The organism is Xanthomonas codiaei, from assembly GCF_002939785.1.
Taxonomy (GTDB): Bacteria; Pseudomonadota; Gammaproteobacteria; order Xanthomonadales; family Xanthomonadaceae; genus Xanthomonas; species Xanthomonas codiaei.
The window spans coordinates 16,523-41,649 of sequence record NZ_MDEC01000031.1 but is presented as its reverse complement, the minus strand read 5'-3'; the positions used below and the strand labels follow the sequence as shown (position 1 = coordinate 41,649).

Genomic DNA, 25,127 nt, shown 5'->3' with positions numbered 1-25,127 from the left:
TAGTCACTCGCCAGCGCGAAAACGCGTTGGCGAGCAACCTGCATGCCGCGCGAAGTAGCGGCTGAAATAGGCGGCATCGAAAAATCCAAGCGTGGCGGCGATCTGCTGCACGCTCAGGCTGGTGTAGCGCAGGCTGCGGCGGGCTTCGAGCATGATCCGGCGCTGCAGCAGCTCCAGCGCCGATGCATTGGCCAGGCGTCGGCACAGCGCGTTCAGATGGCCCGGGGTCAGGCCCAACTGGTCGGCATAGCGGGAGATCGGCCAGTGCGCACGATAGTGCTGGTCGATCAATGCCTGGTAGGCGCGCAGGTGGCGCAGCGCCGGGTCTGCCTGCGGGCTGGCCTCCGCCTCCTCGTGCAGGCCTTGCAAGGCCGTGCGTGCGGTCCAGATCACCAGTTGCGCCGCGGCCGCCTGCAGTGCGGCTGCGTGTCCTACACGCTGGTGCGCATGATCGTTGGCAATGCTGTCGAACAGCACGTCGAGCAGTCTGCGCGATCCACTGGCCAGCAGCACCGCCGGCCGTGCCAGGCCCGGCTGCAGCGCGGGTGCCGTGTCCAGCGCGCTGCGCACCAGCGGCATGCACAAGGTGATGATGTGCCCGCGCACCCGCGGGTCGAACGCAAATCCGTGTACGCATAGCGGCGGCAACCACACCACGGTGGCGCCATGCAGGCGCCGTGTCAGCCCATCCAGTTGCAACGTTGCCGGCCCGCGCTGCACGTACAGCAGTTGCGCCAAGTCTTCGTGCCGATGCGGGTCGATCTGCCAGTCGTGCAATCGGCTGCGTGCGGCGATCGATTCCCAATGCAGCAGCTCCGGTGGATCGGCGTGCTGCTCGCCGTACAGGCCGAATGCGGGAACGGCGGTGGTTGCAGTGAGTTGGCGTGCGCGTGTGGGCATCGTCGAAAAGTCCAAGCACTGCACGCAATCATCCCTTCAATGGCCGCGGTTGGCTACCGACACTGCGAGCCTGGTTCTTGGCAGGAGCGCTTCATGCGAACCCAGGTTGCGATCATCGGTGCCGGCCCTTCCGGCTTGCTGTTGGGCCAGCTGCTGCAGCGCCTCGGCATCGATACGCTGGTGATCGAGCGGCAGACACCGGAGCATGTGATGGCGCGCATCCGCGCCGGTGTCCTGGAACAGGGCAGCGTGGACTTGCTGCAGCGCGCCGGGGTCGGAGCGCGCGTGCAGCGCGAAGGCCTGATACACCACGGCTTCGACCTGCTGTACGACGGGCAGCGCGAACGGATCGATCTGTTGCGCGGCTGCGGGCGCGGGGTCACCGTGTATGGCCAGACCGAGCTCACGGCCGATCTGATGCAGGCGCGTCGGGACAGTGGCGCGCCCAGTTACTACAGCGCGCACGATGTCAGATTGCAGGCAGTCGACAGCACCGCGCCCAGCGTGGAATTCAGCCACGACGGCGCACGGCTGCGGGTCGATTGCAATTACGTGGTGGGCTGCGACGGCTTCCATGGCGTCAGCCGCGCAAGTATCCCTGCCGACCGTCTGCGCCTGTACGAGCGGGTGTACCCGTTCGGTTGGCTTGGCGTGCTCGCCGACACCCCACCGGTGCACGACGAGCTGATCTACGCACGCCATCGCCTGGGATTTGCGCTGTGTTCGATGCGCTCGCCTACGCGCACGCGCTACTACGTCCAGGTGCCGGCCGACGCACGCGTGGAGGCATGGAGCGACCAGGCCTTCTGGGATGCATTGCGGGCACGGCTGCCGGATGCGCTGGCGCACTCCCTGGTCACCGGCCCCTCGATCGAGAAGAGCATTGCGCCATTGCGCAGCTTCGTGGTCGAGCCGATGCAGTACGGGCGCCTGTTCCTGGCCGGCGATGCCGCGCATATCGTGCCGCCCACCGGTGCCAAGGGACTGAATCTGGCGCTGGCCGATGTGGGGCTGCTCGCGCAACTGTTCGCGCGCTGGAAGGTCTCTGGTAATGCCGACGTCTTGCAGCAGTACTCAGCGCTGGCGCTGCAGCGGGTGTGGAAGGCCGAACGTTTTTCGTGGTGGATGACCACGCTGCTGCACACCTTCGATGACGAAGATTCCTTTACGGCGCGCTTGCGCCAGGCCGAGCTTGCGTACCTGCTGGGCAGCGAGGCCGGGCGCGCGACCATTGCCGAGAACTATGCGGGCCTGCCGATGGTCGGCCTTCCCGACACCTGAGGGTGCGCCGCACAGGGTAATCATTTGATCACCTGGAATTTTCGAGGTGCCCAAGTGCACTTTCGGGTGGCTAGCGCACGCGCGGACGTGCTGGGTAGGGTTGTCCCGACGCGTAGCAGTATGCGGAAGCAAGGACGCGTCATTCCCCCAACCGCGGTGCCGTACGTCGACACCCCTGCAAGCGCACGGACCGCTTCATCCCTGGAGTGACCCATGAAGAAATTCGTCTCTCGCGCCCTGGTATTGATCATGCTGCTCGCACCCGTGGCGGCGTTTGCGCAGACTGCGGTGACCGCCAACCCCAACCACGAAAAGTTGCTGATCGGCTCCAACTGGTACGAAACCGCCAACAAGCGTCTGGTCTACGACTTCTGGCGCATCGTGTTCGAGGCAGGCCAGGTGCAGTACGCGCCGATGTACATGGACAAGAACTACATCCAGCACAACCCGAACGTGGCCAATGGGCGCGATGCCTTCATCGCCTTCCTGACAGCCTTTGTGCCGCCGACCAAGGTACAGCCGCGGGTGCAACTGCCGTTGGTGGCGATCACCGCCGACCATGACCTGGTCACGCTGGTGTCGGTGCGCACGCTGCCGGACCCGCGTAATCCCGGCAAGACCTACACCACCACCTGGTTCGACATGTTCCGCATCGAGAAGGGCCTGATCAAGGAACACTGGGATCCGGACACCATCGCCGGCCGGGCAAGCACCGGCGGCCAGTAAGCGCTTGAAACGGCGCTGGCCTGCGTCACCGCAGGCCAGCGTCATGCGCGTGATGGCCGCATAGCTGCCGTGCTAGATCGCGCAAGATGAGACGTTCACTGCAAGCCTTGCAGTCAGAGCGGGTCAGCTGATCTTGAAGCCCATCGTCGCTTCCACCGCCTGCTGCCAACCGGCATACAGCTGCTCGCGCTTGTCCTCGGCCATGGCCGGTTCGAAACGACGATCCACCGCCCATTGCTTGGCAATTTCCTCGCGGCTGCTCCAGAACCCGGTTGCAAGACCCGCCAGATAGGCCGCACCCAGTGCGGTGGTTTCGGCCACTTCCGGGCGCAGCACCGGCACATTGAGGATGTCGCTCTGGAACTGCGCCATGAAGTCGTTGGCGATGGCGCCACCGTCTGCGCGCAGTTCCTTCAACTCGATGCCCGAATCGCTTTGCATCGCGGTGAGCACGTCGCGGGTCTGGTAGGCCATCGACTCCACCGCCGCGCGCACGAAGTGTTCCTTGCTGGTGCCGCGGGTCAGGCCGAACACCGCGCCGCGGATATCGCTGCGCCAGTAGGGCGCACCCAGGCCGACGAAGGCCGGCACCAGATACACGCCATCGTTGTCGCCGGCGCGCTCGGCATAGGCCTGCGAGTCGCTGGCCTTGCCCAGCATGCGCAGGCCATCGCGCAACCACTGCACCACCGAACCGGCGACGAAGATCGCCCCTTCCAGCGCATATTCCACCTTGCCGTCGATGCCCCAGGCGATGGTGGTGAGCAATCCGGCCTTGGAGGCCACCGCCTTGTCGCCGGTGTTCATCAGCATGAAACACCCGGTGCCATAGGTGTTCTTCGCCATGCCCGGTTCGAAACAGGCCTGGCCGAACAACGCTGCCTGCTGGTCGCCGGCAATGCCGGCGATCGGCACCTGTTCGCCATAGAAGTACTGGGTCTGGGTCGTGCCATAGACCTCGCTGGAGGAGCGCACCTCCGGCAGCATCTGCGCCGGTACGTCCAGCATCTCCAGCAGTTCGGCATCCCACTCCAGGGTATGGATGTTGAACATCATGGTGCGCGAGGCATTGGTGTAGTCGGTCACATGCACCTTGCCGCCGGTGAGGTTCCAGATCAGCCAGCTGTCGATGGTGCCGAAGGCCAGTTCGCCATTGCGAGCGCGCTCGCGGGCGCCTTCCACATGGTCGAGGATCCATTTGACCTTGGTGCCGGAAAAATACGCATCGATCAGCAGCCCGGTCTTGTCGCGCACCATCTGCTCGTGCCCGGCTTCTTTGAGCTGGGTGCAGATGTCCTTGGTCTGCCGCGATTGCCAGACGATGGCGTTGTAGATCGGTTGGCCGGTGGCCTTGTCCCACACCACCGCGGTCTCGCGCTGGTTGGTGATGCCGATACCGGAAATCGCGCGTGCATCGATCTGCGCGTTGTTGAGCAGCTCGGTGATGGTGGTGTAGACGCTGGTCATGATCTCGCGCGGGTTGTGTTCCACCCAGCCCGGCTGCGGAAAGATCTGCCCGAATTCGCGCTGCGCCACGCCGGCCACCTTGCCCTGGCGATCGAACAACATCGCGCGCGAGCTGGTGGTGCCTTGATCGATCGCCAGGACGTATTGCTTTTCCATCGAAGATTCCTCAAACAATGCCGGCGTTGGCGCACGGCGAGAGTGGTCGGTGCAACTGGGTGACGCTGCACGAATGACGCGCCGGCGGCGGCGATCCGTGCATGCGGTCGGGCGTGCGGCAAGGCGCGGCGGTCAGCGCGGATCCAGCGGCGGCGTGTCGCCCTGCAGGTGCCGCACACGTGCGGGGAGGAACGGCAGAATCAGCCACTGGTACGCCAATGCGCCGATCGGCCCGCCGATCAACGGCCCGACGATCGGCACCCACCAGTAGTTGTCCTTGGCCGGCAGGGCGGCTTCGCCCCAGCCTGCGAAGTAGGCGAACAGACGCGGCCCGAAATCGCGTGCCGGATTCATCGCCCAGGCTTCCAGATACCCCATCGAGGCACCCAGCGTGGCGACCAGCAGGCCGATCATCAACGCGCCCGAGTTGGCGCCGGGTGCGGCTTCGTTGAAGCGCTCGGTGATGGCGAAGATGCCGAAGATCAGCAACGCGGTCATGATGATCTGGTCGACGAAGGCATGCATCGGCGTGACCGCCAGACCCGGCGCGGTGAAGAACACCCCGGCGGCACCGCCGGCTTCGCGGGTGAGCTGCTGTACCTGGTTGTAGTGATCGATCACCGGCCCGTAGAGCTGGTAGACGATGGCCGCGCCCAGGAATGCACCGATCACCTGCGCGATCCAGTACGGCAGCACCTTCTTCCAGGAAAAATCGCGGAACAGCGCCAGCGCCAGGGTCACGGCCGGATTGGCATGCGTACCGGAGACCGCGCCGGTGACGTAGATCGCCAGCGTGACCGCCAGGCCCCAGGCGATGCACACTCCCCAGTAGGCGTTCTGATAAGGGCTTGGGTCGTACAGCACATACATCGCCGCCACCGAATCGCCCAGCGCGATGATGACGAACATCGCCACCGCTTCGGAAATCAACTCACCCACGAGCTGACGGTTCATGCGGGCAGTCCCGCGTCGCAGTCACGGTTGTGCGCAAGCGGGCGCGATGCACGCCTTGGCGCGCAGGGAAATTGGTTGGTGCTCATCGGGTGTGCCCTCCACATTGATCGTCATGATGCCGGCAGTTCGCCAGGATACGTTGCTGGACGACCCGTCCTCGCCGGCAACGCGGTGTGTTTTCAAGCGGCGGCAGTGTCGATGGCCGGCACCGGCTGCGCCTGCAGATACGCCTCCAGGCGCTGGCGGCCGTCTGCATCGATGCGCAGGCCGAGTTTGCTGCGACGCCACAGGATATCGTCGGCGCTCTGCGCCCATTCGTGCTGCCGAAGGTAATCCACTTCGGCCTGGTAGAGGTCCGCTCCGAAGTGCGTACCCAGCCCGGCGATGTCCTTGGCATCGCCCAGCAGTTGTTCGGCGCAGGTGCCGTAGTTGCGCACCAGGCGCTGCGCGGTAGCAGCAGGCAACCATGGACGCGCAGTGCGCACCCGCTCCAACAGACTGGCGATGTCGCGCTGCTCGCCGCCGGGCAGCGCATCGCCGCGCGCGGTCCACGCCGGCTTGCGGGTCCCCAGGGCCTGCGTGATCCGGTCGACCGCTTCTTCGGCCAGCTTGCGATACGTGGTCAGCTTGCCGCCGAACACGTTGAGCAACGGCGCGCCGTCGTTGACCACTTCCAGTTGATAGTCGCGCGTGACCTCGGCGGCATTGTCTTGCGCATCGTCCAGCAGCGGACGCACGCCGCTGTAGTTCCACACTACATCCTGCGGACCGATCTGCTGCTGGAAATACAGGTTTGCCGCATCGCACAGGTACTGCACTTCGGCCGCATCGATCCTGGGCGCGGCGGGGTCGTCTTCATAGTCGACATCGGTGGTGCCGATCAGGGTGAAGTCGTGCTCGTAGGGAATGGCGAACACGATGCGCCGGTCCGGTTGCTGGAAGATGTAGGCGTGGTCGTGATCGAACAGCTTGGGCACCACGATGTGGCTGCCCTTGACCAGGCGCAATGCGTGCTGGTGCGGCACCGCTGCCACCTTGTCCAGGAACGCTACCGCCCATGGGCCGGCCGCATTGGCCAGGGCGCGCGCCTGCACAGTGCGGCGGCGGCCCTGGCGGTCTTCGAGTTCGGCGTACCAGAATCCGGCATCGCGCCAGGCGCCGACGCAGCGGGTGCGGGTGTGGATCTGCGCGCCCCGCCTGGCGGCATCCATCGCATTGAGCACCACCAGGCGGGCGTCCTGCACCCAGGCATCGGAATACACGAAGCCGGTGCGCAACGATTCCTGCAATGGCGCGCCGACCGGATGCGTGCGCAGCGACAGCCGGCGCGAGCGCGGCAGGCTGCGCTTGCTGCCGCCCAGGTGGTCGTACAGGAACAGACCGGCGCGGATCATCCAGGCCGGGCGCAGATGCGGCTGGTGCGGCAACAGGAAGCGCAGCGGCCAGATGATGTGCGGTGCCAGCCGCAGCAGCACTTCGCGCTCGGCCAGCGCCTTGCCGACCAGGGCGAATTCGTACTGTTCCAGATAGCGCAGGCCGCCATGGATGAGCTTCGTGCTGGCGCTGCTGGTGTGCGCGGCCAGGTCGTCCTGCTCGCACAGGCACACCGACAGGCCGCGCCCGGCCGCATCGCGGGCGATGCCAACCCCGTTGATGCCGCCGCCTACCACCAGAAGATCGTACGTCTCGCTCATCGGGGTCTCCGTCCAGATTCGCAATAGCGAACCCAAGTTGTCATGTTCGAACATATTCGAACATAGAACCTTGCGGGGGCGTGAAGAACTGAATCGCCTGTCGATGGCGAGATATGAGAAGTTAAAGGCTATCAAAAGTCTAGATAAGATTTTCTAGGCCTATTGATATACTCAAGGTGGCACCGTCTCCATGCCAAAACGCACAAAAACGAACATGGCATTGGGCTTCAGCCGTTAGGCGGCCCGCGCGGATCGACAGCGCCACGCCGGGGCGATGCCGGTCTCTCTAGGCGGCGCCTTTCTTACCCGCCACATGCACCCGCGTGCCGGCTTCTTCCAGCACCCCGGCCAGCTCCTGTGGCGGGTCGCGGTCGGTGAACCAGTCGTGCACCTGGGCGAGCGCGCCCAGCCGCACCATGGCATTGCGCCCGAACTTGCTGTGGTCGGCGGCCAGCAGTACCTGGCGCGAGTGCTCGATGATGGCCTGGGCCACGCGCACTTCCTGGTAGTCGAAGTCCAGCAAGGTGCCGTCCAGATCGATGCCGGAAATGCCGATCACCCCGAAGTCCACCTTGAACTGGCGGATCAATTCCACCGTGGCCTCGCCGGTCACGCCCTGGTCGCGTCCACGCACCACGCCGCCGGCTACGATCACCTCGCAGCTGGGGTTGGCGCTGAGCATCACCGCCACGTTCAGGTTGTTGGTGATCACGCGCAGGCCGCGATGCTGCAGCAACGCGCGCGCCACTTCCTCGTTGGTGGTGCCGAGGTTGATGAACAGCGAGGCATCGTCGGGAATGAAACGCGCCACCTGCGCGGCGATGTGCTGCTTCTCGCTGGCCTGCAGCGCCTTGCGCGCGGTATAGGCCAGGTTCTCCACGCTCGAGGGCATGCTGACGCCGCCGTGATAGCGGCGCAGCACACCGGCGTCGCAAAGCAGGGTCAGGTCGCGGCGGATGGTTTGCGGGGTGACCTCGAAGCGCGTTGCCAGCCCTTCGACCTCGGCAAAGCCCTGCTGCCGCACCAGCGCCACCAATTGCTCCTGGCGCGGGTTCAAGGCCGGCGCCGGGACAGTCCTGTAGTGAGTCGACTCCATGCACAGATGATCGCGCATGCGCGTGAGGATGCAAACACGGCGATCGGCCGAGCGCCGACCGAGCGGGCTGATCGGTGCGATGGTGCGCTGTCGGCGCCTGCGGCCCCGACCAGCGCGTGCGCCAGTCCACTGCCGGCGCACGCGCTGGCCACGGCTGTCAGCCCAGCTCGCCGCGATAGCCGGTATCGATGCTGATGCTGCCGCCCACCGCACGCGAGACGCAGGCGCACAGCTTGCGGTTCTCGCGGCGTTGTTCGTCGCTGAAAAAGACGTCGCGGTGATCGATGTCGGCTGCGGTATCCAGCACCTCCACCGCACACAGGCCGCATTCGCCTCGCCGACATTCGGCGATCAGCTCGACGCCGGCATCGGCCAGCGCATCGAGCATGGATTCGTTTTCCGCCACCGGCACCTCCAGGCCGAGCCCGGGCAGCTTGACCACGAACGCCTGCGCCGGCACCCGGCCGCTGTTGCCGAAGGTTTCGAAATGCAGCCGCGCGCGCGGCCGCCCGGCCGCATGCCAGCATTGGCGTACCGCCTCCAGCATGCCCAGCGGCCCGCAGACATATACCTCGGCGTTGGGCGAGAGCGGCTCCAGGGCGGCGGCCAGGTCGACCGGGCCGGCGCTGTCGTCGCAATGCAGGTGCAGGCGCTCGCCGAGCAGTTCTTCCAGCTCATCCACGTAGGCCATCGCACTGCGCGTGCGGCCGACGTAGAGCAGGCGGAAGGCGGGGTGACGCTGCGCCAACCGCTGCGCCATGCCTAGGATGGGCGTGATGCCGATACCGCCGGCGATCAGCAGGATCTCCTCGCCGCTTTCGTCCAGCGCGAAGTTGTTGCTGGGCGGCGACATCTCCACCACGTCGCCGGGCTGCAGCGACCACATGTGCAGCGAACCGCCGCGGCTGTCGGGCATCTGCCGCACGGCGATGCGGTAATGCCCGTCCTTGCGTGGCTCGCCGACCAGCGAGTACGAGCGCACATCGTCGCGGCCATGCAGCCGCACGCGGAAATCCAGATGGCTGCCCACCTCGAAGCTGCGTGCGGCCGGGCCCGGATCGAGCACGATTTCGCGCACGCCCTGGCAGGCGTCGGCAACGCTGACGACATGGGCGCGATGCCACTGGGTGTCTTTACGCATGAGGGGCTCCAGGCAGAAGGGCAGGCCGGTCGGTGCCGGCGGTGGACGCATGGGCGCGGCCGATCAGGGCGCCGCCGCGCACCTGGCTGACCGCCGCAGGGGTTTGCAACAGGTGGCGGAGATTGCGATGGGCCAGGCGCGCGTGTTCGCGCATCAGCGCTTCGGCGCGGCTGCCCTGGCGCTGTTCGATGGCGGCGATCGCTTCGCGATGCTGCTCCTGCGCCAGGGTCAGGATGACCCGCGCATCGGCATCGCTGGTCTGCGCCATGACCAGGCCATTGGGAGAGGCGAACGGCAGCTGCACCACGCGCGTCAGCGTACGTTCGAGCACATCGCTGCCGGCCATCGCCATCAGCAGGGCATGGAAGCGCGCGTTGGCCTGCACGTAGGCCGAGAAGTCGACGCCCTGGCGTGGCGCGCCGATGATGGTGTCGATCTCGCTCAGCAACGCGTGGGCCTGGGCCAGCTGCGCGGCCGACACGCCGCGTTCGGCGGCGATGCGTGCGGCCAGGCCTTCGAGCGTGCCGCGCAGTTCGATCGCATCGTGCACATCGCGTTCGCTGAAGGCCTGCACCGCATAACCGCCACCCGGCAAGGCGCTGGCCAGGCCTTCTTCGCACAGCCGCTGCAATGCCGCGCGCACCGGCGTGCGCGACATGCCCAGGCGTTGCACCACGGCCAGTTCGGACAGCCGCGTTCCGGCGGGCAGGGTGCCGTCCAGGATCAGTTCGCGCAGCGTGAGCAGCGCGCGGGTGGTCTGCCCGGCGCTGCTGTGGAACGGAGTGGTCGGGGGCATGCTGATCTCCTGCGCAATGCGCTCAGCCCACCATGCGCAGCGACAGGTCCTGTGCGCGCAGTTCGTGCGCGATCATGCGGTCGATCACCCGCCGCGCCCACATGCCGCCGGCATCGACGTTGAGGTTGTAGAAGGTGTGGTCCGGGTGCGCATCGATGGCGCGTTGCTGCGCCTCCAGCACCGCCTCGTCCTCGCCGAACACGCCGGTGACGCCGGCGCGCGTGAGCGTGGTCAACGACTGGTCATGCAGCGCGTAGTTGCGCATGAACGCCCAGAAGTAATGGCAGGTGGTATCGGTCTCCGGGGTGATGGTATTGAGCACGTAGCCGTTGACGCCCTGGCTGCGGTCGCCCTCCGGCGCGCCGGTGCCGGCGATGGCCACGCCGACATCGATGGCGATGGTGCCGGGCGCTTCGAAGCGGATGATCTGCCAGCGATCCACCTTGCCGCGGTAATCGAGATGGCGTGCGATCTGGCTGGCCCAGAACGGCGGCGCGTCGATGTTGCGCATCCAGCGCGACACCACCACCGAGCGATCGCCATGCACCACGTCGAACGGCGCTTCGGCAATTTCGTCCTGACCGATGCTCGAGCCGTGCACGAAGGTCTCGTGGGTCAGGTCCATCAGGTTGTCCAGCACCAGCCGGTAGTCGCACTTGGCGTAGATGGTGCGGCCATCGCCGGCCCAGGCCGGGTCGTGCGCCCAGTGCAGATCCGGGATCAGTGCGGTGTCGGCCTTGGCCGGGTCGCCCGGCCAGATCCATACGTAGCGGTGCTTCTCGGCCACCGGAAAACTGCGCACGCAGGCAGAGGGATTGATGGTTTCCTGCGACGGCATGTGCACGCAGCGGCCCTGGGTGTTGTAGACCAGCCCGTGATACCCGCAGACCACGTCATCGCCGCGCAGCTTGCCCATCGACAGCGGCACCAGGCGGTGCCAGCAGGCGTCTTCCAGCGCCACCACCGCCCCGGCCGTGCTGCGGTAGAGCACCACGTCCAGCTTGCAGACCTTGCGCGGGGTGAGCGCATGCTTGATCTCGTGGTCCCAGGCGACGGCGTACCACGCATTGAGGGGGAACAGCGGCTTGGACTGGGACATGACCGTGACTCCTGGGGTTTTGTATACAACCTGGGGTACGAAGCGGTGCCGACGCGGCGGCTGGCCGTCAGTTGACGCGCATGCCAGCGCTGGCGTCTGCTTGCAGGCGAAGTTATGTATACACCGGAGACAATGTCGAGGCATTACCCTATTTGCGAAGTTGTGCGTTTATCGAATACAAAAGCCGATAATCGGATTGACCGCGTCGTTTGGCCGGCTCTACCGTGATGGCTTGTTCGCAATTCAGGCGTGCTGCCATGGCTGAAGTGGTTTCCCTGAGAGAGGCGGTATCCCATCTGATCGTCGATGGCGACTGCGTGGCGATGGAGGGCTTCACCCATCTGATTCCGCATGCGGCCGGGCACGAGGTGATCCGCCAGCACAAGCGCAACCTGCGCCTGGTGCGCATGACCCCGGACCTGATCTACGACCAGCTGATTGGCGCCGGCTGCGCGGCGGCGCTGCGGTTCTCGTGGGGCGGCAACCCCGGCGTCGGGTCGCTGCACCGTCTGCGCGATGCGGTCGAACATGCCTGGCCGCAGCCGTTGCAGTTGCGCGAGCACAGCCACGCCGACATGGCCAATGCCTACGTCGCCGGCGCCTCCGGGCTGCCGTTTGCGGTGTTGCGCGGCTACGTGGGCTCGGACCTGCCGCGCGTCAACGACAGCATCAAGTTCCTGCAGTGCCCGTTCACCGGCGAAACGCTGGCCGCCACGCCGGCCGTCAACCCCGATGTCACCGTGATCCACGCCCAGCAGGCCGACCGACGCGGCAATGTGTTGCTGTGGGGCATCCTGGGCGTGCAGAAGGAAGCCGCGCTGGCCGCGCGCAAGGTGATCGTGACCGTGGAGCAGATCGTGGACACGCTCGACGCACCGCCCAACGCCTGCATCCTGCCGCGCTGGGTGGTCGATGCGGTCTGCCACGTGCCTGGCGGCGCCGCACCGTCGTACGCGCATGGCTACTACGCGCGCGACAACCGTTTCTATCTGGGCTGGGATGCGATTGCACGCGACCGTGCGCGGTTTCAGCAGTGGATCCAGACGCACGTCCTCGACACGCAGGATTTCGCCGACTTCCAGCGCGTGTACGCGCACTCGCAGCAGCAGGTGGCCGCATGAGCGAAGTCAGCACCAACGAGATGATGACCGTGGCCGCAGCGCGGCGGCTACCCGACGGCGCGGTGTGCTTCGTCGGTATCGGCCTGCCGTCCACCGCCGCCAATCTGGCCCGGCTGACGCATGCGCCGGATGTCACCCTGATCTACGAATCCGGCCCGATCGGCGCCCGCCCGGACGTGCTGCCGCTGTCGATCGGCGACGGCGAGCTGGCCGAAACCGCCGACACGGTGGTCTCCACGCCGGAAATCTTTCGCTACTGGCTGCAGGGCGGCCGCGTGGATGTGGGGTTTCTGGGCGCGGCGCAGATCGATCGCCATGCCAACCTCAACACCACCGTGATCGGCGACTACGCGGCGCCGAAGACGCGTCTGCCCGGGGCCGGCGGCGCGCCGGAAATCGCGGCCAGCGCCAAGCAGGTCTTCATCATCATGCGCCAGTCCAGACGCAGCTTCGTACCGGCACTGGATTTCATCACCACCGTCGGGCATCTGGAGGGCGGCGATGCGCGCGCGCGCGCCGGCCTGCCCGGCGCCGGTCCCACGGTGGTGGTCACCGACCTGTGCGTGATGGAGCCCGATCCGGTGACCCGCGAACTCACGGTGACCGCGCTGCATCCGGGCATCACCCGCGAGCAGGTGACTGCGGCCACCGGCTGGCCGATCCGCTTTGCCGACGTGCTTGCCCAGACCCCGCCGCCCACCGCGACGGAGCTGCAGGCACTGCGCGCGCTGCAGGCACGCACCGATGCCGCGCACGGCACCCAGTCCGCCGGGGCCGAGGCATGAGCGAGGTCTATCTAATCGATGGCATCCGCACGCCGATCGGCCGTTACGGTGGCGCGCTGTCCAGCGTGCGCGCCGACGACCTGGGCGCGCTGCCGCTGGCGGCATTGCTGGCGCGTAACCCCTCGCTGGACCCGGGCGCCATCGACGATGTCTACCTGGGTTGTGCCAATCAGGCCGGCGAAGACAACCGCAATGTCGCGCGGATGAGCCTGTTGCTGGCCGGTCTGCCCAGTTCGGTGCCGGGCAGCACGCTCAATCGGCTGTGCGGCTCAGGGCTGGATGCGGTGGGCACCGTGGCACGCGGCATCCGTGCCGGAGAATTGGAGCTGGCGATCGCCGGCGGCGTGGAATCGATGTCGCGCGCGCCGTGGGTCATGGGCAAGGCCGAGAGTGCCTTCGCCCGCAGCCAGCAACTGGAAGACACCACCATGGGCTGGCGCTTCATCAATCCGCGCCTGCAGGCCGCCTACGGCACCGAATTGATGGGCGAAACCGCCGAAAACCTCGCGCAGCGCCACGCCATCTCGCGCGAGGACCAGGACGCGTTCGCCCTGCGCAGCCAGCAACGCGTGGCAGCGGCGCAGGCGACCGGTTTCTTCGATGGCGAACTCATCCCGGTGCCGGTGGCTGCGCGCAAGGGTGGCGAAGCCGTCACGGTCGAACACGACGAGGCGCCACGGCCGAACACCACCGCCGAGATGCTGGCCAAGCTCAAGCCGGTCTTCCGCCAGCCCGGCACCGTCACCGCCGGCAATGCGTCCGGCATCAACGACGGCGCTGCCGCCTTGCTTCTGGCCTCGGCGCAGGCGGTACAGGCGCATGGCCTGACCCCGCGTGCGCGTGTGCTCGGTTTTGCGGCAGCAGGCGTCGAACCGGCCTACATGGGCATCGGCCCGGTACCCGCCACGCAGCGCCTGCTGGCCCGGCTGAACCTGCGCATCGAGCAGTTCGATGCGATCGAACTCAACGAAGCCTTCGCCGCCCAGGCGCTGGCCTGCATGCGCCAGCTCGGGCTGGCCGATGATGCTGCGCAGGTCAATGCCAATGGCGGCGCCATCGCGCTGGGTCATCCGCTGGGCATGAGCGGCGCGCGGCTGGCGCTGACCTTGTTGCGCCAGCTCGAAGCCGTCGACGGCCGGTTCGGGTTGGCCAGCATGTGTATTGGCGTTGGGCAGGGCGTGGCCCTGGCGATCGAACGCCTGTGAGCCTGGCCGTGGCAACCGATCACGCAGCACCTGCACACTCATTGGCCTGAACAGGCCGCAATGCGGCCAGGGAGACCTCACGATGCGCGATACCCCCGTCGATGCGCCAGCTGCCGATCCGTTGCTCGGCTACCGCCGCAGCCAACCCGGCACGCAGCCGCCCTATCTGCATCCGCCTTATGCGTCCACGGCGTTGCGCGGACCGCGCCGCGCGCCGATCCAGATCCCGGTGACCCTGTCGGAAGTGACCGGCCCACGCCTGGACAGGCTGACCCTCGGCGCACATGCAGCCGATCTCACCGCAGGCTTCGGCGGCGAGCCGTTGGGCGAGCGCATCATCGTGTCCGGCCGCGTGCTGGACGAAAACGGCAAGCCGGTGCGCAACAGCCTGGTGGAAGTCTGGCAATGCAATGCCGCCGGCCGTTACCAGCACGAAGGCGATCGCCACGATGCGCCGCTGGACCCCAATTTCCGCGGCACCGGTCAGGTCCTCACCGACGATCACGGGCGCTACGCGTTCAAGACCGTCAAGCCTGGTGCGTACCCGTGGCGCAACCACTACAACGCCTGGCGGCCGGCGCACATCCATTTTTCATTGCATGGCGATGGCATCGGCCAGCGCCTGATCACGCAGATGTATTTCCCCGGCGACCCGCTGCTGGCGCACGACCCCATCTACAACTGTGTCGACGACGCGCTGGCACGCGAGCGCATGGTGTCCAGTCTCGATTGGGAAAACGCGGTCAGCGAATATGCGCTGGCCTACCGCTTCGACATCGTGTTGCGCGGTCGCAAGCAAACGGTCTGGGAGTGAGTCGATGAGCCTGAATGCCACCCCGTCGCAAACCGTGGGCCCGTATTACCGGCTCGGCCTGGAACCGCTGTATCGCGATCGCCTGGCGCCGCCGCAGGCGGCCGGCACGCCGGTGCAGATCAGCGGCTGCATCTATGACGGCGCCGGTGCGCCGGTGTCCGACGCCGTGCTGGAACTGTGGCAGGCCGATGCGGCCGGCATCTATGCGCACGCCGCCGACGCGCGCCACCAGGCGCACGATGCCGCCTTCGATGGCTGGGGCCGGGTGCCCACCGATGCGCAGGGGCGGTTCTGCTTCGCCACGGTCAAGCCGGGCACCGTGGCCGGGCCGGATGGCCGGCCCCAGGCCGCACACCTGACCGTGCTGGTGCTGATGCGCGGGCTGCTGCGTGCCGCATCGACGCGGCTGTACTTTGCCGACGACCCGCAACTGGACAGCGACCCCGTGCTGGCATTGGTGCCGGCCGACCGCCGCGGCAGCTTGCTGGCCCAGCCCCGCGGTGGCGGCGCCTATACCTGGGACGTGCACATGCAGGGCGATGCGGAAACGGTGTTCTTCCAGTACTGAGTCACCGACGCCTGCCTGCACGCGTCGCGCCGATGCGCCGATGTGCAGCCGGTGGCGGCAATACGCTGCGATGCCACCCCGCCGCACCATGCCGACAGGCTGGAGAGGCACACGCAGGCGCATGGCTGCGTGGTGCCGAGTGCAGGCACGGGGGCCGACCATCGGTACCACCATGCCGCTCAGCTGCCGCCGGCGTATCGCCCGATCGTCTAGTTGGCACCCCCATGCTTCGGTGCCATGCTGCCGGCACGCCAAGAGATGCAATGCATGAGTGCGACGTCCTCGCTGTTGGATTCCTTGTTTGGCGACGCCGCGTGCGACGCACTGTTCGATGATGCGGCGCGCGTGCAGGCCATGCTGCACTTCGAAGCGGCGCTTGCCCGTGCGCAGGCGCAGTGCGGTGTGATTCCCGCCGATGCAGCCCATGCCATCGCCGCGGCCTGCGATGTGCGGCACTACGATCTGGCCGCGTTGGCGCAGGCCACCGCCCTGGCCGGCAACCCCGCCATACCGCTGGTCAAGGCGCTGACCGCGCGGGTGGGCGCGCACGATGCCGACGCCGCGCGCTGGGTGCATTGGGGCGCCACCAGCCAGGACGTGATCGATACCGGCACGGTGCTGCAGCTGCGTGCGGCGCTGGAGTTGCTGTTGCCGCGCCTGCAGCAGCTGTGCGCCGAGCTGGCCGAGCTGGCTGCGCGCGAGCGCGATACCGGGCTGCCCGGGCGCACCTTGCTGCAACAGGCCGTGCCGGTGACCTTCGGGCTCAAGGCGGCCGGCTGGCTGGATGCGCTGCAACGCGCCCATCGGCGCCTGCAGGCGCTGCGCGAGGATGCGCTGGTGCTGCAGTTCGGCGGCGCGGCCGGCACGCTGGCCTCGCTGCAGGCACGCGGGCTCGACGTGGCCCAGGCGCTGGCGACCACGCTGGCGCTGCCGTTGCCGGCGGTGCCCTGGCATACCGCGCGCGACCGCATCGTCGAGGTTGGCTGCGCGTTCGGCCTGCTGGCCGGCACGCTGGGCAAGCTCGGTGGCGACGTGGTGCTGCTGATGCAATCGGAGGTCGGCGAGGCGTTCGAACCCTCGGCGGCCGGCAAGGGTGGCTCGTCGGCGATGCCGCACAAGCGCAACCCGGTCTCCAGCGTGGCGGCGGTCGCGGCGGCCACCCGCGTGCCCGGCCTGGTCGCCACCTTGTTCAGCGCGATGCTGCAGCCGCACGAACGCGCTGCCGGCCAATGGCATGCCGAATGGGACACGTTGCCGCAGATCGTGCGGCTGACCGCCGGCAGCCTGGCGCAGATGCAGGCCTGCCTGGCCGGGCTGGAACTGGACCGCCCGCGCATGCGCGCGCACCTGGACAGCCACGGCGGCGTGCTCTACGCCGAAGCGGCGGTGTTCGCGCTGGCCGCCCAGCTCGGCAAGCCGCAGGCGCACGCGCTGGTCGAACAGGCAGTGGCGCAGGCGCAGGCGCAGCAGCGGCATCTGCGCGAGGTACTGGGCGATGATCCGCAGGTGAGTGCGGTACTCACGCACGCGCAACTGCAGGCGGTGTTCGATAGCGACAGCTGGCGCGGCCTGTCCTCGGCCTGGATCGACCGCGTGCTGGCCGGCTCCCCTTCCCGTTGACGGTGCTCCGATGGCCTATCTCCAACTGCCCACCCATCGCCTGCACTATCGCCTGGACGGCACCGAAGGCCGGCCATGGCTGACCTTCTGTAATTCGCTGGGCACCGATCTGCACATGTGGGACGTGCAGATCGAGGCCTTCGCTCCGCATTTCCGCATCCTGCGCTACGACCGCCGTGGCCACGGCTATTCGGAAACCCCGCCGGGTCCCTACAGCGTCGCCGACCTGGGCCAGGATGTACTGGCGCTGTGGGATGGCCTGCAGATCGAGCGCAGCGATTTCTGCGGGCTGTCCATCGGTGGGCTGACCGGGCAGTGGCTGGGCCTGCACGCACCGCAGCGGCTGCGGCGGCTGGTGGTGTGCGCCACCGCGCAGAAGATCGGCAGCACCGATACCTGGGAAACGCGCATCGAGACGGTGCGCAGCGAAGGCCTGCCGGTGCTGATCGACGCCACCCTGCAGCGCTGGTTCACGCCGGCTTTCGCGATCAGCCACGCGCAGCGGCTGGACATGATCGCCGCCGCGTTCGTCTCCACCTCGCCAGCCGGCTACATCGCCTGTTGTCAGGCGGTGGCCGAGGCGGATTTTCGTGGTGCGCTGGATGGCCTGGCCCTGCCGCTGCTGGCGTTGGCCGGCGACGACGACCCGGTCTGCCCGCCGCCGAATCTGCGCGAGATCGCCTACGCCGCACCCGATGGCCACTACGCGCAGGTGCCCGGCCGGCATCTGTGCAACCTGGAGTCGCCGGCCGCGTTCAATGACGCGGTGCTGGGCTTTCTGCAGGCCAATTGATTCAACCGTACCGAAGGACACCTCATGCACGAAGACGAGCGTTACCAGGCCGGCATGCGCGAACGCCGGCGCGTCCTGGGCGATGCGCATGTCGAGCGCGCGCTGGCCGCACGGACCGAGCTGACTGCCGAATTCCAGGAGCTGATCACCCGTTATGCCTGGGGCACCATCTGGACCCGCGATGGCCTGCCTGCACATACCCGCTCGTTGATCACCTTGTCGATGATGGTCGCGCTCGGACACGACGAAGAGTTCAAGCTGCACGTGCGTGCGGCGCGCAACAACGGCGTCACTGCCGAGCAGATCAAGGAACTGCTGCTGCAGGCTGCGATCTACTGCGGTGTGCCCGCCGCCAACCATGCCTTTGCGCTGGCCAAGCCGATCCTGGAAGAACAGGCTGCCGAAGCCTGATGCGCGGCCTTCGCTTCGCGCAGGGCCACGCGCCTGCCATGCTGCATTCCATCGCGCCCACCGTAAGGCACCGCATGACGCGACGACTTGCCTGTCTGCTCCTGTCGCTGTTGCTCCCACTGGCCGCCGGCGCACAGCCGCAGCCCGGGCCAGGCACTGTGCTGGCGCAGGTGCGCGCCGACGATGGCCAGCGCTTGGCGGTGTGGTCGCGCATCCCGGCGCAGCCGCGCGGGGTGATCGTGCTGGTGCACGGCCGCACCTGGAGTTCCCTGCCCAATTTCGACCTGCAGGTGCCCGCTGAAAGCCCCGATTCCCGCTCGGTGCTGGCGGCATTGGCGCAGGCAGGATTCGCCGCCTACGCAGTGGACTTGCGTGGCTATGGTGGCAGTGCGCGCGATGGCAGCGGCTGGAATACCCCGGCGCGCGCGGTAAGCGATGTGGAGCAGGTGCTGGCCTGGGCTGCCCGACAGCATCCAGGACTCCCGGCGCCCGCCTTGATCGGCTACTCCAACGGCGCACGGGTGGCGCTGCTGGTCGGCCAGCAGCACCCGCGCTCGGTATCGGCGCTGGTGCTGTACGGCTTCCCGGACGACGTCGATGCCCCGGCCGCCGCAACGCCATCGCCGCCCAAGCCGAAGCGCGAACGCACCACGGCCGCGGCGGCCGGCGAGGACTTCATCACCGCCGATGCGGCGCCGGCCCGCGTGCGCGATGCCTATGTGGCGCAGGCGCTGGCCGCCGACCCGATACGTACCGATTGGCGCGCGATGGAGCAATTCGCGTTCCGGCCCGAGCAGGTCAGTGCGCTGCCGGTGTTGCTGCTGCGCGGGGTCGACGATCCCATCGCCACCCAGGCCGACTACGCGCATCTGTACGTACGCCTGCGCAGCGCAGACCGCAGCTGGGTCACCCTGCCGCAGTCGGATCATGTGGCGCAGGTGGAAGACACCCATGCCGCCTGGGTGGATGCGGTGGTGAGCTTTCTGCGCCGGCCGCGCCAGGCGCCCGGCCGTGACGGAAACGATCGATAGAGGCCCGGGGCCGGCGTTTGCGCTGTTGCGCGCGGTTGCCCGGCCAACGCGTGCGGATCTGCATCCACGGATGGCCCGCTGCCAAGCTACTGACTCAACAAGGCGCCCAGGCGCTGCGCGGCCTGCTTCAGCGGGTCCAGCAGCTGCGTCTGCATGGTCTGCAGGCTCACGCGGCCGGCCTGGGCGCCGATGTTGAGCGCGGCGATGACCTCGCCGCGCAGGTTGCGCACCGGCACCGCGATCGAGCGCAGGCCGATCTCCAGCTCCTGGTCGGTCAGGCACATGCCTTCGCGCCGCGTGCGCGCCAGCACCTCCAGCAGCGCCGATGCCTGGGTCAGCGTGCGGTCGGTGCGCGGGCGCAGCGTGGTGCGCTCCAGGTACGCCTGCAAGGTGTCGCCGGGCAGTGCGGCCAGCAGGACCCTGCCCATCGACGTGCAATAGGCCGGCAGCCGCGTGCCCGGCCGGAGCCCGATCGACATGATCCGTACCGTCTCCGCGCGCGCCACGTACAGCAGATCGTCGCCGTCCAGCACGCCCAGCGAGCAGGATTCGTGCAGCTGGTCGCGCAAGCCGTCCAGCACCGGCTGCGCCGCCGCGGTCATCGACGACGAGGCCGCATAGGCACCGCCGATGCCCAGTACCCGCGGCAACAGCACATAGCCGCGTCCCTGTTCGCCCACATAGCCCAGCTTGGCCAGCGTGTGCAGCACGCGCCGCACCGCCGCGCGCGAAATGCCGGTTTCCAGGCTGATCTGCGACATCGTCACCTCGCGGGCGTGCTGGGCGAACACACTCAACACCACCAGCCCGCGCCCCAGCGAGGTCATGAAGTCCGGATCTCCTTGCGCGGCGGCAATCTGCTGCATCAGCTCGCGCGGCAGGCTGCGCTCGCTACCGGCCGCAGCGACGGCGACAGGACGTTTGCGACGGCTGGTGGTGGGCTCGGGCATCGGTTTGCGTGCTGGACAGGTCCGGCCATGGTAAGCGCTTGTGCCGGTGCACGCCGCCGGCGCCGTGTGTGCGCCCGCATGTAAACGCTTCACCGTAGGTTGCCGCATAATCGCGGCTGACTTGTTTCGGATCGGTCCCCTTCGTCCATGAAAACCCCCACCGGCCTGCAGCCGCTGATCGACGACGGTGTCATCGACGAAGTGTTGCGGCCACTGAAGAGCGGCAAGGAAGCGTCCGTCTACGTGGTCAGCGCCGGCGAGGACATCCTGTGCGCCAAGGTCTACAAGGACATGGCGCAGCGCAGCTTCCAGGCGCGCGTGCAGTATCAGGAGGGGCGCAAGGTCCGCGGCAGCCGCCAGGCGCGGGCGATGGGCAAGGCCACCAAGTTCGGTCGCCGCGAAGCCGAAACCGCCTGGAAGAACACCGAAGCCGACGCGCTCTACCAGCTGGTGGATGCCGGCGTGCACGTCCCCAGGCCGCGCGGTTATTTCCACGGCGTGCTGTTGATGGACCTGGTCACCGACGACGCCGGTCACAGCGCACCGCGCCTGGGCGAGGTGGAGCTGGAACCGGAGCAGGCGCGCGCCTTCCACGCCAGCCTGATCGGCGACGTGGTCAAGATGCTGTCGCTGGGCCTGGTGCACGGCGACCTGTCCGAATACAACGTGCTGGTGTCGCCCGACGGCCCGGTGGTGATCGACTTCCCACAGGTGGTCAGCGCCGCCGGCAACAATGCCGCGCGCGAGATGCTGTTGCGCGACGTGCACAACCTGCGCGACTGCCTGGGCCGTTTCGCTCCCGAGCTGCTGGACACCCATTACGGCGAAGAGATGTGGGCGCTGTTCGAAAAGGGCGAGCTGCGTCCGGACAGCGCGCTCACCGGGCGCTTCAAGTTCGATACCCGGCGCGCGGACGTGCGCGCCGTGCGCGCCTCGATCGAGGACGCGCGACAGGAAAACCTGATCCGCCAGCAGGGCCGCGAAGCCGCTGCCGAGGACGACTGAGCCGGCGGGCTGGCGTCATATCGTCCCAACCGAGAATTTTATGCGCGAATATCGGCTTGTCGTCTCGCCATTGAGTCGAGCGGTCACCCGCGACGGGCACACCGTTCGCCTGGAGATCTATCGTGGGCCCGATACGGATTGGACGCTGGAGGTTGTCGATGAATTCGACAACTCCACGGTATGGGACGATCTGTTCGCAAGCGATCAAGCCGCCTTCGATGAGGCGCTGCGCACCATCCGGGATGAAGGCATCGCATCGCTTGTCGGTTAGCCTGGTCACGCGCGGTCATGGGGCGCTCGCCCGAGATTCATTCACGTCGGACCGATCAGACGTTGCCTCGCGCAGGGCGTAGGCGTGTCCGCGCGCAGGCTTGCGATGCGATGCAGCAATCCACGTCTATCCGACGGGCCAGGTCAGGGGGCGGAGTCGCGCAAAACGGAGTGTTGCCAGCTGCTCCTGCGTCCCGCGCAGCTGTTTATTGAAATTAATGGTTATTGTCAATAACAATCTGGCAAGCTCCGCGGATCGTCCTCACGTGATGGAGCCGCCATGTCCTTCGATCCAGATGTCGTTCGCCTGTTCGCACAATTGCAGCAGAGCGGCGCGCCGCCGATGGAAGCGCTGCCCTTGGTGGAGGCGCGCGCCATGATGCGCGGCATGAGCGCGCAGCTCGGCTTTCCGGTGCTGCAGATGCAGGTGCGCGATCTGCACGCCAGCACCGCCAGCGGCAACGTACCGCTGCGGCTGTATCGCCCGCCCGGCCTGGCCGACGATCCCGCGCCGACCTGCCTGTTCGTGCATGGAGGCGGCGGCGTCGTGGGCGATCTGGACTCGCATGACGACGTCTGCCGACAGTTGGCCGCGCGTGCCGGTTGCCAGGTGCTGGCGGTGGATTACCGCCTCGCCCCGGAACATCCGGCGCCAGCGGGCGTGGAGGACGTCATCGCCACCTTGCACTGGCTGGCCGCGCATCCGCAGCAGGTCGGCGCGGACGTGCGGCGTCTGGCGGTGGCTGGCGACAGCATCGGCGGAGCAATGGCTGCCGTCGTTGCACTGGTCGCGCGCGATGCCGGCATTGCGCTGCGCTGCCAGTTATTGCTCTACCCGCTGACCGATGCGCGCGAAGACATCGCAGAACATGCTTCGCGCACGACCAATGCCGACGTTCCGCCATTGACCCGCGAGGCAGTGCGGTTCTTCAATCGGCATGTCTTCCAGGATCCTGCCGTCGTGCACGACTGGCGCATCTCGCCGCTACTGGCCCCTGATCTGGCCGGCGTGGCGCCGGCGCTGATCGTGCTGGCCGAACTGGACATCCTGCATGACGAAGGGGCGCGCTATGCCGAACGCCTGCGTGCGGCTGGCGTGGAGGTCACCCTGCACACCCTGCCTGGCATGATCCACGGCTTCATCACCATGGGGGGCGTCATCCAGGCGGCCGACACGACGATGGACCTGTTTGCCCAGACGCTGCGCAAACAGTTCCTGCCGGTGTAGGTCGGTGCGCCTGCCTCACCCATGGGACGCCTGCGCGGACCAATCGCGCACGCGGTCGATCCACGCCTGGCCGTGGCACCGCATCAAGGCAGCGTCACGGCGGCTGCCGGCGGCACACGCGTCGCAGCGCGCTGCCGAATCCGCCGACGCGCGTCAGAAATTGAACCGGAAGGTCGTCATCAACACGTGGTTCTCGCGATCCACCGCAGGCGTGTTGACGAACTGATTCAGGTATCCGACGTCCATATTGGCGATGGCATTGAACTTCCAGTTGATGCCGACAAACACGCGATTCTGGTCGATGCCGCGCCGCGCGCCCCACTGCGTCTGATCCAGATTGACGAACAGCTCGTTGAACAGCACCCAGGACAGCTGCGGGCTGAATCCGCTCGGGCGCGTGGCCCGGAGCATCTGCCGCACCCGATACCCCTCATCGCTGAAGTCTTCGCGGTGACGCTGCTCCAGGCGGGTGCGGCTGGTGATGGTGATGTCGGCGATGGGATCGAACTGGTACTGGAACTGTCCCCACCAACGATTTTCGCGGTTGGAGGGCTGGCCGGCCGGATGGCTGATGATGGTGTCATAGCCCATCCAGACGCTGGCCTTGGAGTTGAGGCGGTAGAACACCGCAGGGCGCAGGATCAGTTGATCGAACTGCTCGCCTTCCTCGCGCCAGCGCGGATGCACGTCCATGCTCCAATACAGGTTTTCGACCGGCAACTTGCCCTGCGCGTAGACGCTCAACCAATAGCGGCCGTCTTCTTCGGTCGCGGCGCGCGCGGTGGACAGGGCTCCCAGGGTCAACAACAGAACCGGGCAGGCGATGCGAAACGTTTTGCCCAAGAACAAGCTCAGTGCGTTCATTTATTTTTTTGTGGTGTCGTTGGCAAATCATAGCAACAGGATTTGTGCTTCCTTCGACCGTTTGGTCGACGCATCACGCCGGTCGGTGCCGATTTCTTCGTTAATCGCGACATGCCATCGTTTCAGTGCAGTCGGTGGCACCGTGCGCAGCACCCGGTCCGACAGGCGCGGGGTTGCGTGTACCTTCTGGCCACACGCAAGGCGATCGCGATCTGCATCCTCCGGTCCTCTGCCACCGGGCGGGCAACCCGGCACGCTGCGTCAGATCGATGCGGCGTCGGCTGCAAGCATCTGCCGAAACAGCGTATCCAGGGCGTCCGCGCGTCCGCTGCCGGCCGGCAGGCGCGGTTGGGTCGCTCCCATGCGGTCCAGTTCTGCTTCGAGAAAATCGCTGATCGCGGCAATCCGCGGGCCGTCTTCCACCTCCGTGGAGACACGCTTGAGCGCCAGCAAACGATCCACCTCCTGGCGCAGCTCGCCGTTCGGCAACAGCGCGTCCAGCAAGACTTCGAACGCCATCGGCGGCATGTCCTGCCTGCGCTCGATCCACTGGCAGGCCAGGATCGGGCGCAGTACGTAGAGATACTTCTTGGTGCGAATGCGCTCGCCGCGCAGGTAGCCGCGGTAGTTGCTCTTGGCCATGTTGAAGTAATGCCACCACGTGCCAAGCGGCGAGTAGAACTGCGCGGAGATGGCGCGCAACTGCGCAACGGCTACCGCATCCTGCCGATAGACCACCGGCGAATGCAGCCACTCCAGCAGGGTCGGATTGGACTTGGACACCAGCCGCAAGGCCTTGCGCAGATCCCAGCCGCTGACATCCAGATCGTCGGAGATCGGCAGTTCGATCACGTCGCGCTGCGGCTCGCCGGAGCCGGTGCTCTCGTTGACCGTCAGATACCAATCGCGACGATGGACGTAGACGAACCGTGCGTCGTAGTCGCTGTCCGGCGAGGAAAATCCCCAGCCGCGGCTTCCCGATTCGCAGGCCAGCAGGATGCGCACGTCATGCTGCTGCTCGATGTCGCGCAGCGCCGACAGCACGGCCTCGCGCTTGTCCGCTGCGATGGGATGGATGTCCATGCGTGGCTGTCCTTGCGTATGACGTGCCCAATGATAGCCAGCCCGCGCAGAAGCGTCCGCGCGGATGGC

General features: G+C 67.1%; 25 protein-coding genes. 14 read left to right on the top strand and 11 right to left on the bottom strand.

The features are described 5' to 3' along the window. Nucleotides 1-3: 3 nt before the first annotated feature. Nucleotides 4-900 (bottom strand): helix-turn-helix domain-containing protein, encoded by an 897-nt coding sequence (locus XcodCFBP4690_RS18350; protein WP_104543203.1) that lies wholly within the window; start codon nt 898-900, stop codon nt 4-6. Nucleotides 901-993: 93 nt separating this feature from the next. Here XcodCFBP4690_RS18350 and pobA point away from each other — a divergent pair, with 93 nt between their 5' ends. Both pobA and XcodCFBP4690_RS18340 read left to right on the top strand, forming a co-directional pair. Then, complete coding sequence (gene pobA, locus XcodCFBP4690_RS18345; protein WP_104543201.1) at nt 994-2,181, top strand: 4-hydroxybenzoate 3-monooxygenase; 1,188 nt, start codon at nt 994-996, stop codon at nt 2,179-2,181. Between the two features lie 213 nt (nt 2,182-2,394). Then, entirely contained in the window at nt 2,395-2,907 is a 513-nt protein-coding gene (locus XcodCFBP4690_RS18340) for a nuclear transport factor 2 family protein (RefSeq protein WP_104543199.1), read from the top strand. A gap of 123 nt (nt 2,908-3,030) precedes the next feature. Here the strand turns inward: XcodCFBP4690_RS18340 and glpK are convergent, their stop codons facing one another. From glpK to XcodCFBP4690_RS18305, 7 genes are all read right to left on the bottom strand, one after another. Further along, a complete protein-coding gene (glpK, locus tag XcodCFBP4690_RS18335) occupies nt 3,031-4,530 on the bottom strand; it encodes a glycerol kinase GlpK (protein ID WP_104543197.1) in 1,500 nt (499 codons plus the stop codon). 132 nt (nt 4,531-4,662) lie between these two features. Then, a complete protein-coding gene (locus tag XcodCFBP4690_RS18330; RefSeq protein WP_104543195.1) occupies nt 4,663-5,484 on the bottom strand; it encodes an MIP/aquaporin family protein in 822 nt (273 codons plus the stop codon). A 179-nt stretch (nt 5,485-5,663) separates the two neighbouring features. Further along, nucleotides 5,664-7,178: a glycerol-3-phosphate dehydrogenase gene (gene glpD, locus XcodCFBP4690_RS18325; RefSeq protein WP_104543193.1), complete on the bottom strand. Its 1,515-nt coding sequence runs from the start codon at nt 7,176-7,178 to the stop codon at nt 5,664-5,666. A gap of 286 nt (nt 7,179-7,464) precedes the next feature. After that, nucleotides 7,465-8,292, bottom strand: a complete 828-nt coding sequence (locus XcodCFBP4690_RS18320; protein ID WP_104543191.1) for a DeoR/GlpR family DNA-binding transcription regulator — start codon at nt 8,290-8,292, stop codon at nt 7,465-7,467. Between the two features lie 139 nt (nt 8,293-8,431). After that, nucleotides 8,432-9,415 (bottom strand): PDR/VanB family oxidoreductase, encoded by a 984-nt coding sequence (locus tag XcodCFBP4690_RS18315; protein ID WP_104543238.1) that lies wholly within the window; start codon nt 9,413-9,415, stop codon nt 8,432-8,434. Next, nucleotides 9,408-10,211, bottom strand: coding sequence for a GntR family transcriptional regulator (locus XcodCFBP4690_RS18310; protein WP_104543189.1), 804 nt, complete (start codon nt 10,209-10,211; stop codon nt 9,408-9,410). Before XcodCFBP4690_RS18310 ends, XcodCFBP4690_RS18315 begins: the two co-directional genes overlap by 8 nt. 22 nt (nt 10,212-10,233) lie before the next feature. Beyond that, complete coding sequence (locus tag XcodCFBP4690_RS18305) at nt 10,234-11,310, bottom strand: aromatic ring-hydroxylating dioxygenase subunit alpha (protein WP_104543187.1); 1,077 nt, start codon at nt 11,308-11,310, stop codon at nt 10,234-10,236. 257 nt (nt 11,311-11,567) lie between these two features. Here XcodCFBP4690_RS18305 and XcodCFBP4690_RS18300 point away from each other — a divergent pair, with 257 nt between their 5' ends. The 9 genes from XcodCFBP4690_RS18300 to XcodCFBP4690_RS18260 all read left to right on the top strand — a co-directional run bounded on the left by XcodCFBP4690_RS18300 (nt 11,568) and on the right by XcodCFBP4690_RS18260 (nt 19,658). Next, a complete protein-coding gene (locus XcodCFBP4690_RS18300; RefSeq protein ID WP_104543185.1) occupies nt 11,568-12,431 on the top strand; it encodes a CoA transferase subunit A in 864 nt (287 codons plus the stop codon). Next, nucleotides 12,428-13,216 carry a CoA-transferase subunit beta gene (locus XcodCFBP4690_RS18295; RefSeq protein WP_104543183.1) on the top strand — a complete coding sequence of 263 codons (789 nt, stop codon included), beginning with the start codon at nt 12,428-12,430 and terminating at the stop codon, nt 13,214-13,216. Before XcodCFBP4690_RS18300 ends, XcodCFBP4690_RS18295 begins: the two co-directional genes overlap by 4 nt. Further along, nucleotides 13,213-14,421, top strand: coding sequence for a 3-oxoadipyl-CoA thiolase (gene pcaF, locus XcodCFBP4690_RS18290; RefSeq protein ID WP_104543181.1), 1,209 nt, complete (start codon nt 13,213-13,215; stop codon nt 14,419-14,421). The genes XcodCFBP4690_RS18295 and pcaF overlap by 4 nt, the downstream gene beginning before the upstream one ends. Nucleotides 14,422-14,503: 82 nt before the next feature. Further along, entirely contained in the window at nt 14,504-15,235 is a 732-nt protein-coding gene (gene pcaH, locus XcodCFBP4690_RS18285; RefSeq protein ID WP_104543179.1) for a protocatechuate 3,4-dioxygenase subunit beta, read from the top strand. Nucleotides 15,236-15,239: 4 nt separating this feature from the next. Further along, nucleotides 15,240-15,803, top strand: a complete 564-nt coding sequence (gene pcaG, locus XcodCFBP4690_RS18280; protein WP_104543177.1) for a protocatechuate 3,4-dioxygenase subunit alpha — start codon at nt 15,240-15,242, stop codon at nt 15,801-15,803. 267 nt (nt 15,804-16,070) lie between these two features. Beyond that, the gene (locus XcodCFBP4690_RS18275) at nt 16,071-17,423 is read left to right on the top strand and encodes a 3-carboxy-cis,cis-muconate cycloisomerase (RefSeq protein ID WP_104543236.1); all 1,353 of its coding nucleotides are present in this window, start codon (nt 16,071-16,073) and stop codon (nt 17,421-17,423) included. 10 nt (nt 17,424-17,433) lie between these two features. After that, nucleotides 17,434-18,216 (top strand): 3-oxoadipate enol-lactonase, encoded by a 783-nt coding sequence (gene pcaD, locus XcodCFBP4690_RS18270; RefSeq protein WP_104543175.1) that lies wholly within the window; start codon nt 17,434-17,436, stop codon nt 18,214-18,216. Between the two features lie 24 nt (nt 18,217-18,240). Beyond that, entirely contained in the window at nt 18,241-18,627 is a 387-nt protein-coding gene (gene pcaC / locus XcodCFBP4690_RS18265) for a 4-carboxymuconolactone decarboxylase (RefSeq protein WP_104543173.1), read from the top strand. A gap of 74 nt (nt 18,628-18,701) precedes the next feature. Beyond that, nucleotides 18,702-19,658, top strand: coding sequence for an alpha/beta hydrolase (locus tag XcodCFBP4690_RS18260; protein WP_104543234.1), 957 nt, complete (start codon nt 18,702-18,704; stop codon nt 19,656-19,658). 86 nt (nt 19,659-19,744) lie between these two features. On the opposite strand, the gene XcodCFBP4690_RS18255 is transcribed toward XcodCFBP4690_RS18260, so the two are convergent. Next, nucleotides 19,745-20,608 (bottom strand): IclR family transcriptional regulator domain-containing protein, encoded by an 864-nt coding sequence (locus XcodCFBP4690_RS18255; protein WP_104543171.1) that lies wholly within the window; start codon nt 20,606-20,608, stop codon nt 19,745-19,747. A gap of 147 nt (nt 20,609-20,755) precedes the next feature. Between XcodCFBP4690_RS18255 and XcodCFBP4690_RS18250 the strand changes: the two genes are divergently transcribed. From XcodCFBP4690_RS18250 to XcodCFBP4690_RS18240, 3 genes are all read left to right on the top strand, one after another. Further along, nucleotides 20,756-21,613: a PA4780 family RIO1-like protein kinase gene (locus tag XcodCFBP4690_RS18250; RefSeq protein WP_104543169.1), complete on the top strand. Its 858-nt coding sequence runs from the start codon at nt 20,756-20,758 to the stop codon at nt 21,611-21,613. A 40-nt stretch (nt 21,614-21,653) separates the two neighbouring features. Continuing rightward, nucleotides 21,654-21,884: a hypothetical protein gene (locus XcodCFBP4690_RS18245; RefSeq protein WP_104543167.1), complete on the top strand. Its 231-nt coding sequence runs from the start codon at nt 21,654-21,656 to the stop codon at nt 21,882-21,884. Nucleotides 21,885-22,163: 279 nt separating this feature from the next. Beyond that, a complete protein-coding gene (locus tag XcodCFBP4690_RS18240; RefSeq protein ID WP_104543165.1) occupies nt 22,164-23,111 on the top strand; it encodes an alpha/beta hydrolase in 948 nt (315 codons plus the stop codon). A 153-nt stretch (nt 23,112-23,264) separates the two neighbouring features. Here XcodCFBP4690_RS18240 and XcodCFBP4690_RS18235 read toward each other — a convergent pair whose 3' ends face one another. Together XcodCFBP4690_RS18235 and XcodCFBP4690_RS18230 are read right to left on the bottom strand one after the other, a co-directional pair. Further along, nucleotides 23,265-23,975 carry a DUF2490 domain-containing protein gene (locus XcodCFBP4690_RS18235; protein ID WP_104543163.1) on the bottom strand — a complete coding sequence of 237 codons (711 nt, stop codon included), beginning with the start codon at nt 23,973-23,975 and terminating at the stop codon, nt 23,265-23,267. Between the two features lie 261 nt (nt 23,976-24,236). Continuing rightward, nucleotides 24,237-25,058: a nucleotidyltransferase domain-containing protein gene (locus XcodCFBP4690_RS18230; RefSeq protein WP_104543161.1), complete on the bottom strand. Its 822-nt coding sequence runs from the start codon at nt 25,056-25,058 to the stop codon at nt 24,237-24,239. Between the last annotated feature and the right edge of the window lie 69 nt (nt 25,059-25,127).

What these genes read in the sequence shown, in the direction of transcription:
- XcodCFBP4690_RS18350 (WP_104543203.1), bottom strand. Translation starts at nt 900, where the DNA reads ATGCCCACACGCGCACGCCAACTCACTGCAACCACCGCCGTTCCCGCA.
- pobA (WP_104543201.1), top strand. Translation starts at nt 994, where the DNA reads ATGCGAACCCAGGTTGCGATCATCGGTGCCGGCCCTTCCGGCTTGCTG.
- XcodCFBP4690_RS18340 (WP_104543199.1), top strand. Translation starts at nt 2,395, where the DNA reads ATGAAGAAATTCGTCTCTCGCGCCCTGGTATTGATCATGCTGCTCGCA.
- glpK (WP_104543197.1), bottom strand. Translation starts at nt 4,530, where the DNA reads ATGGAAAAGCAATACGTCCTGGCGATCGATCAAGGCACCACCAGCTCG.
- XcodCFBP4690_RS18330 (WP_104543195.1), bottom strand. Translation starts at nt 5,484, where the DNA reads ATGAACCGTCAGCTCGTGGGTGAGTTGATTTCCGAAGCGGTGGCGATG.
- glpD (WP_104543193.1), bottom strand. Translation starts at nt 7,178, where the DNA reads ATGAGCGAGACGTACGATCTTCTGGTGGTAGGCGGCGGCATCAACGGG.
- XcodCFBP4690_RS18320 (WP_104543191.1), bottom strand. Translation starts at nt 8,292, where the DNA reads ATGCGCGATCATCTGTGCATGGAGTCGACTCACTACAGGACTGTCCCG.
- XcodCFBP4690_RS18315 (WP_104543238.1), bottom strand. Translation starts at nt 9,415, where the DNA reads ATGCGTAAAGACACCCAGTGGCATCGCGCCCATGTCGTCAGCGTTGCC.
- XcodCFBP4690_RS18310 (WP_104543189.1), bottom strand. Translation starts at nt 10,211, where the DNA reads ATGCCCCCGACCACTCCGTTCCACAGCAGCGCCGGGCAGACCACCCGC.
- XcodCFBP4690_RS18305 (WP_104543187.1), bottom strand. Translation starts at nt 11,310, where the DNA reads ATGTCCCAGTCCAAGCCGCTGTTCCCCCTCAATGCGTGGTACGCCGTC.
- XcodCFBP4690_RS18300 (WP_104543185.1), top strand. Translation starts at nt 11,568, where the DNA reads ATGGCTGAAGTGGTTTCCCTGAGAGAGGCGGTATCCCATCTGATCGTC.
- XcodCFBP4690_RS18295 (WP_104543183.1), top strand. Translation starts at nt 12,428, where the DNA reads ATGAGCGAAGTCAGCACCAACGAGATGATGACCGTGGCCGCAGCGCGG.
- pcaF (WP_104543181.1), top strand. Translation starts at nt 13,213, where the DNA reads ATGAGCGAGGTCTATCTAATCGATGGCATCCGCACGCCGATCGGCCGT.
- pcaH (WP_104543179.1), top strand. Translation starts at nt 14,504, where the DNA reads ATGCGCGATACCCCCGTCGATGCGCCAGCTGCCGATCCGTTGCTCGGC.
- pcaG (WP_104543177.1), top strand. Translation starts at nt 15,240, where the DNA reads ATGAGCCTGAATGCCACCCCGTCGCAAACCGTGGGCCCGTATTACCGG.
- XcodCFBP4690_RS18275 (WP_104543236.1), top strand. Translation starts at nt 16,071, where the DNA reads ATGAGTGCGACGTCCTCGCTGTTGGATTCCTTGTTTGGCGACGCCGCG.
- pcaD (WP_104543175.1), top strand. Translation starts at nt 17,434, where the DNA reads ATGGCCTATCTCCAACTGCCCACCCATCGCCTGCACTATCGCCTGGAC.
- pcaC (WP_104543173.1), top strand. Translation starts at nt 18,241, where the DNA reads ATGCACGAAGACGAGCGTTACCAGGCCGGCATGCGCGAACGCCGGCGC.
- XcodCFBP4690_RS18260 (WP_104543234.1), top strand. Translation starts at nt 18,702, where the DNA reads ATGACGCGACGACTTGCCTGTCTGCTCCTGTCGCTGTTGCTCCCACTG.
- XcodCFBP4690_RS18255 (WP_104543171.1), bottom strand. Translation starts at nt 20,608, where the DNA reads ATGCCCGAGCCCACCACCAGCCGTCGCAAACGTCCTGTCGCCGTCGCT.
- XcodCFBP4690_RS18250 (WP_104543169.1), top strand. Translation starts at nt 20,756, where the DNA reads ATGAAAACCCCCACCGGCCTGCAGCCGCTGATCGACGACGGTGTCATC.
- XcodCFBP4690_RS18245 (WP_104543167.1), top strand. Translation starts at nt 21,654, where the DNA reads ATGCGCGAATATCGGCTTGTCGTCTCGCCATTGAGTCGAGCGGTCACC.
- XcodCFBP4690_RS18240 (WP_104543165.1), top strand. Translation starts at nt 22,164, where the DNA reads ATGTCCTTCGATCCAGATGTCGTTCGCCTGTTCGCACAATTGCAGCAG.
- XcodCFBP4690_RS18235 (WP_104543163.1), bottom strand. Translation starts at nt 23,975, where the DNA reads ATGAACGCACTGAGCTTGTTCTTGGGCAAAACGTTTCGCATCGCCTGC.
- XcodCFBP4690_RS18230 (WP_104543161.1), bottom strand. Translation starts at nt 25,058, where the DNA reads ATGGACATCCATCCCATCGCAGCGGACAAGCGCGAGGCCGTGCTGTCG.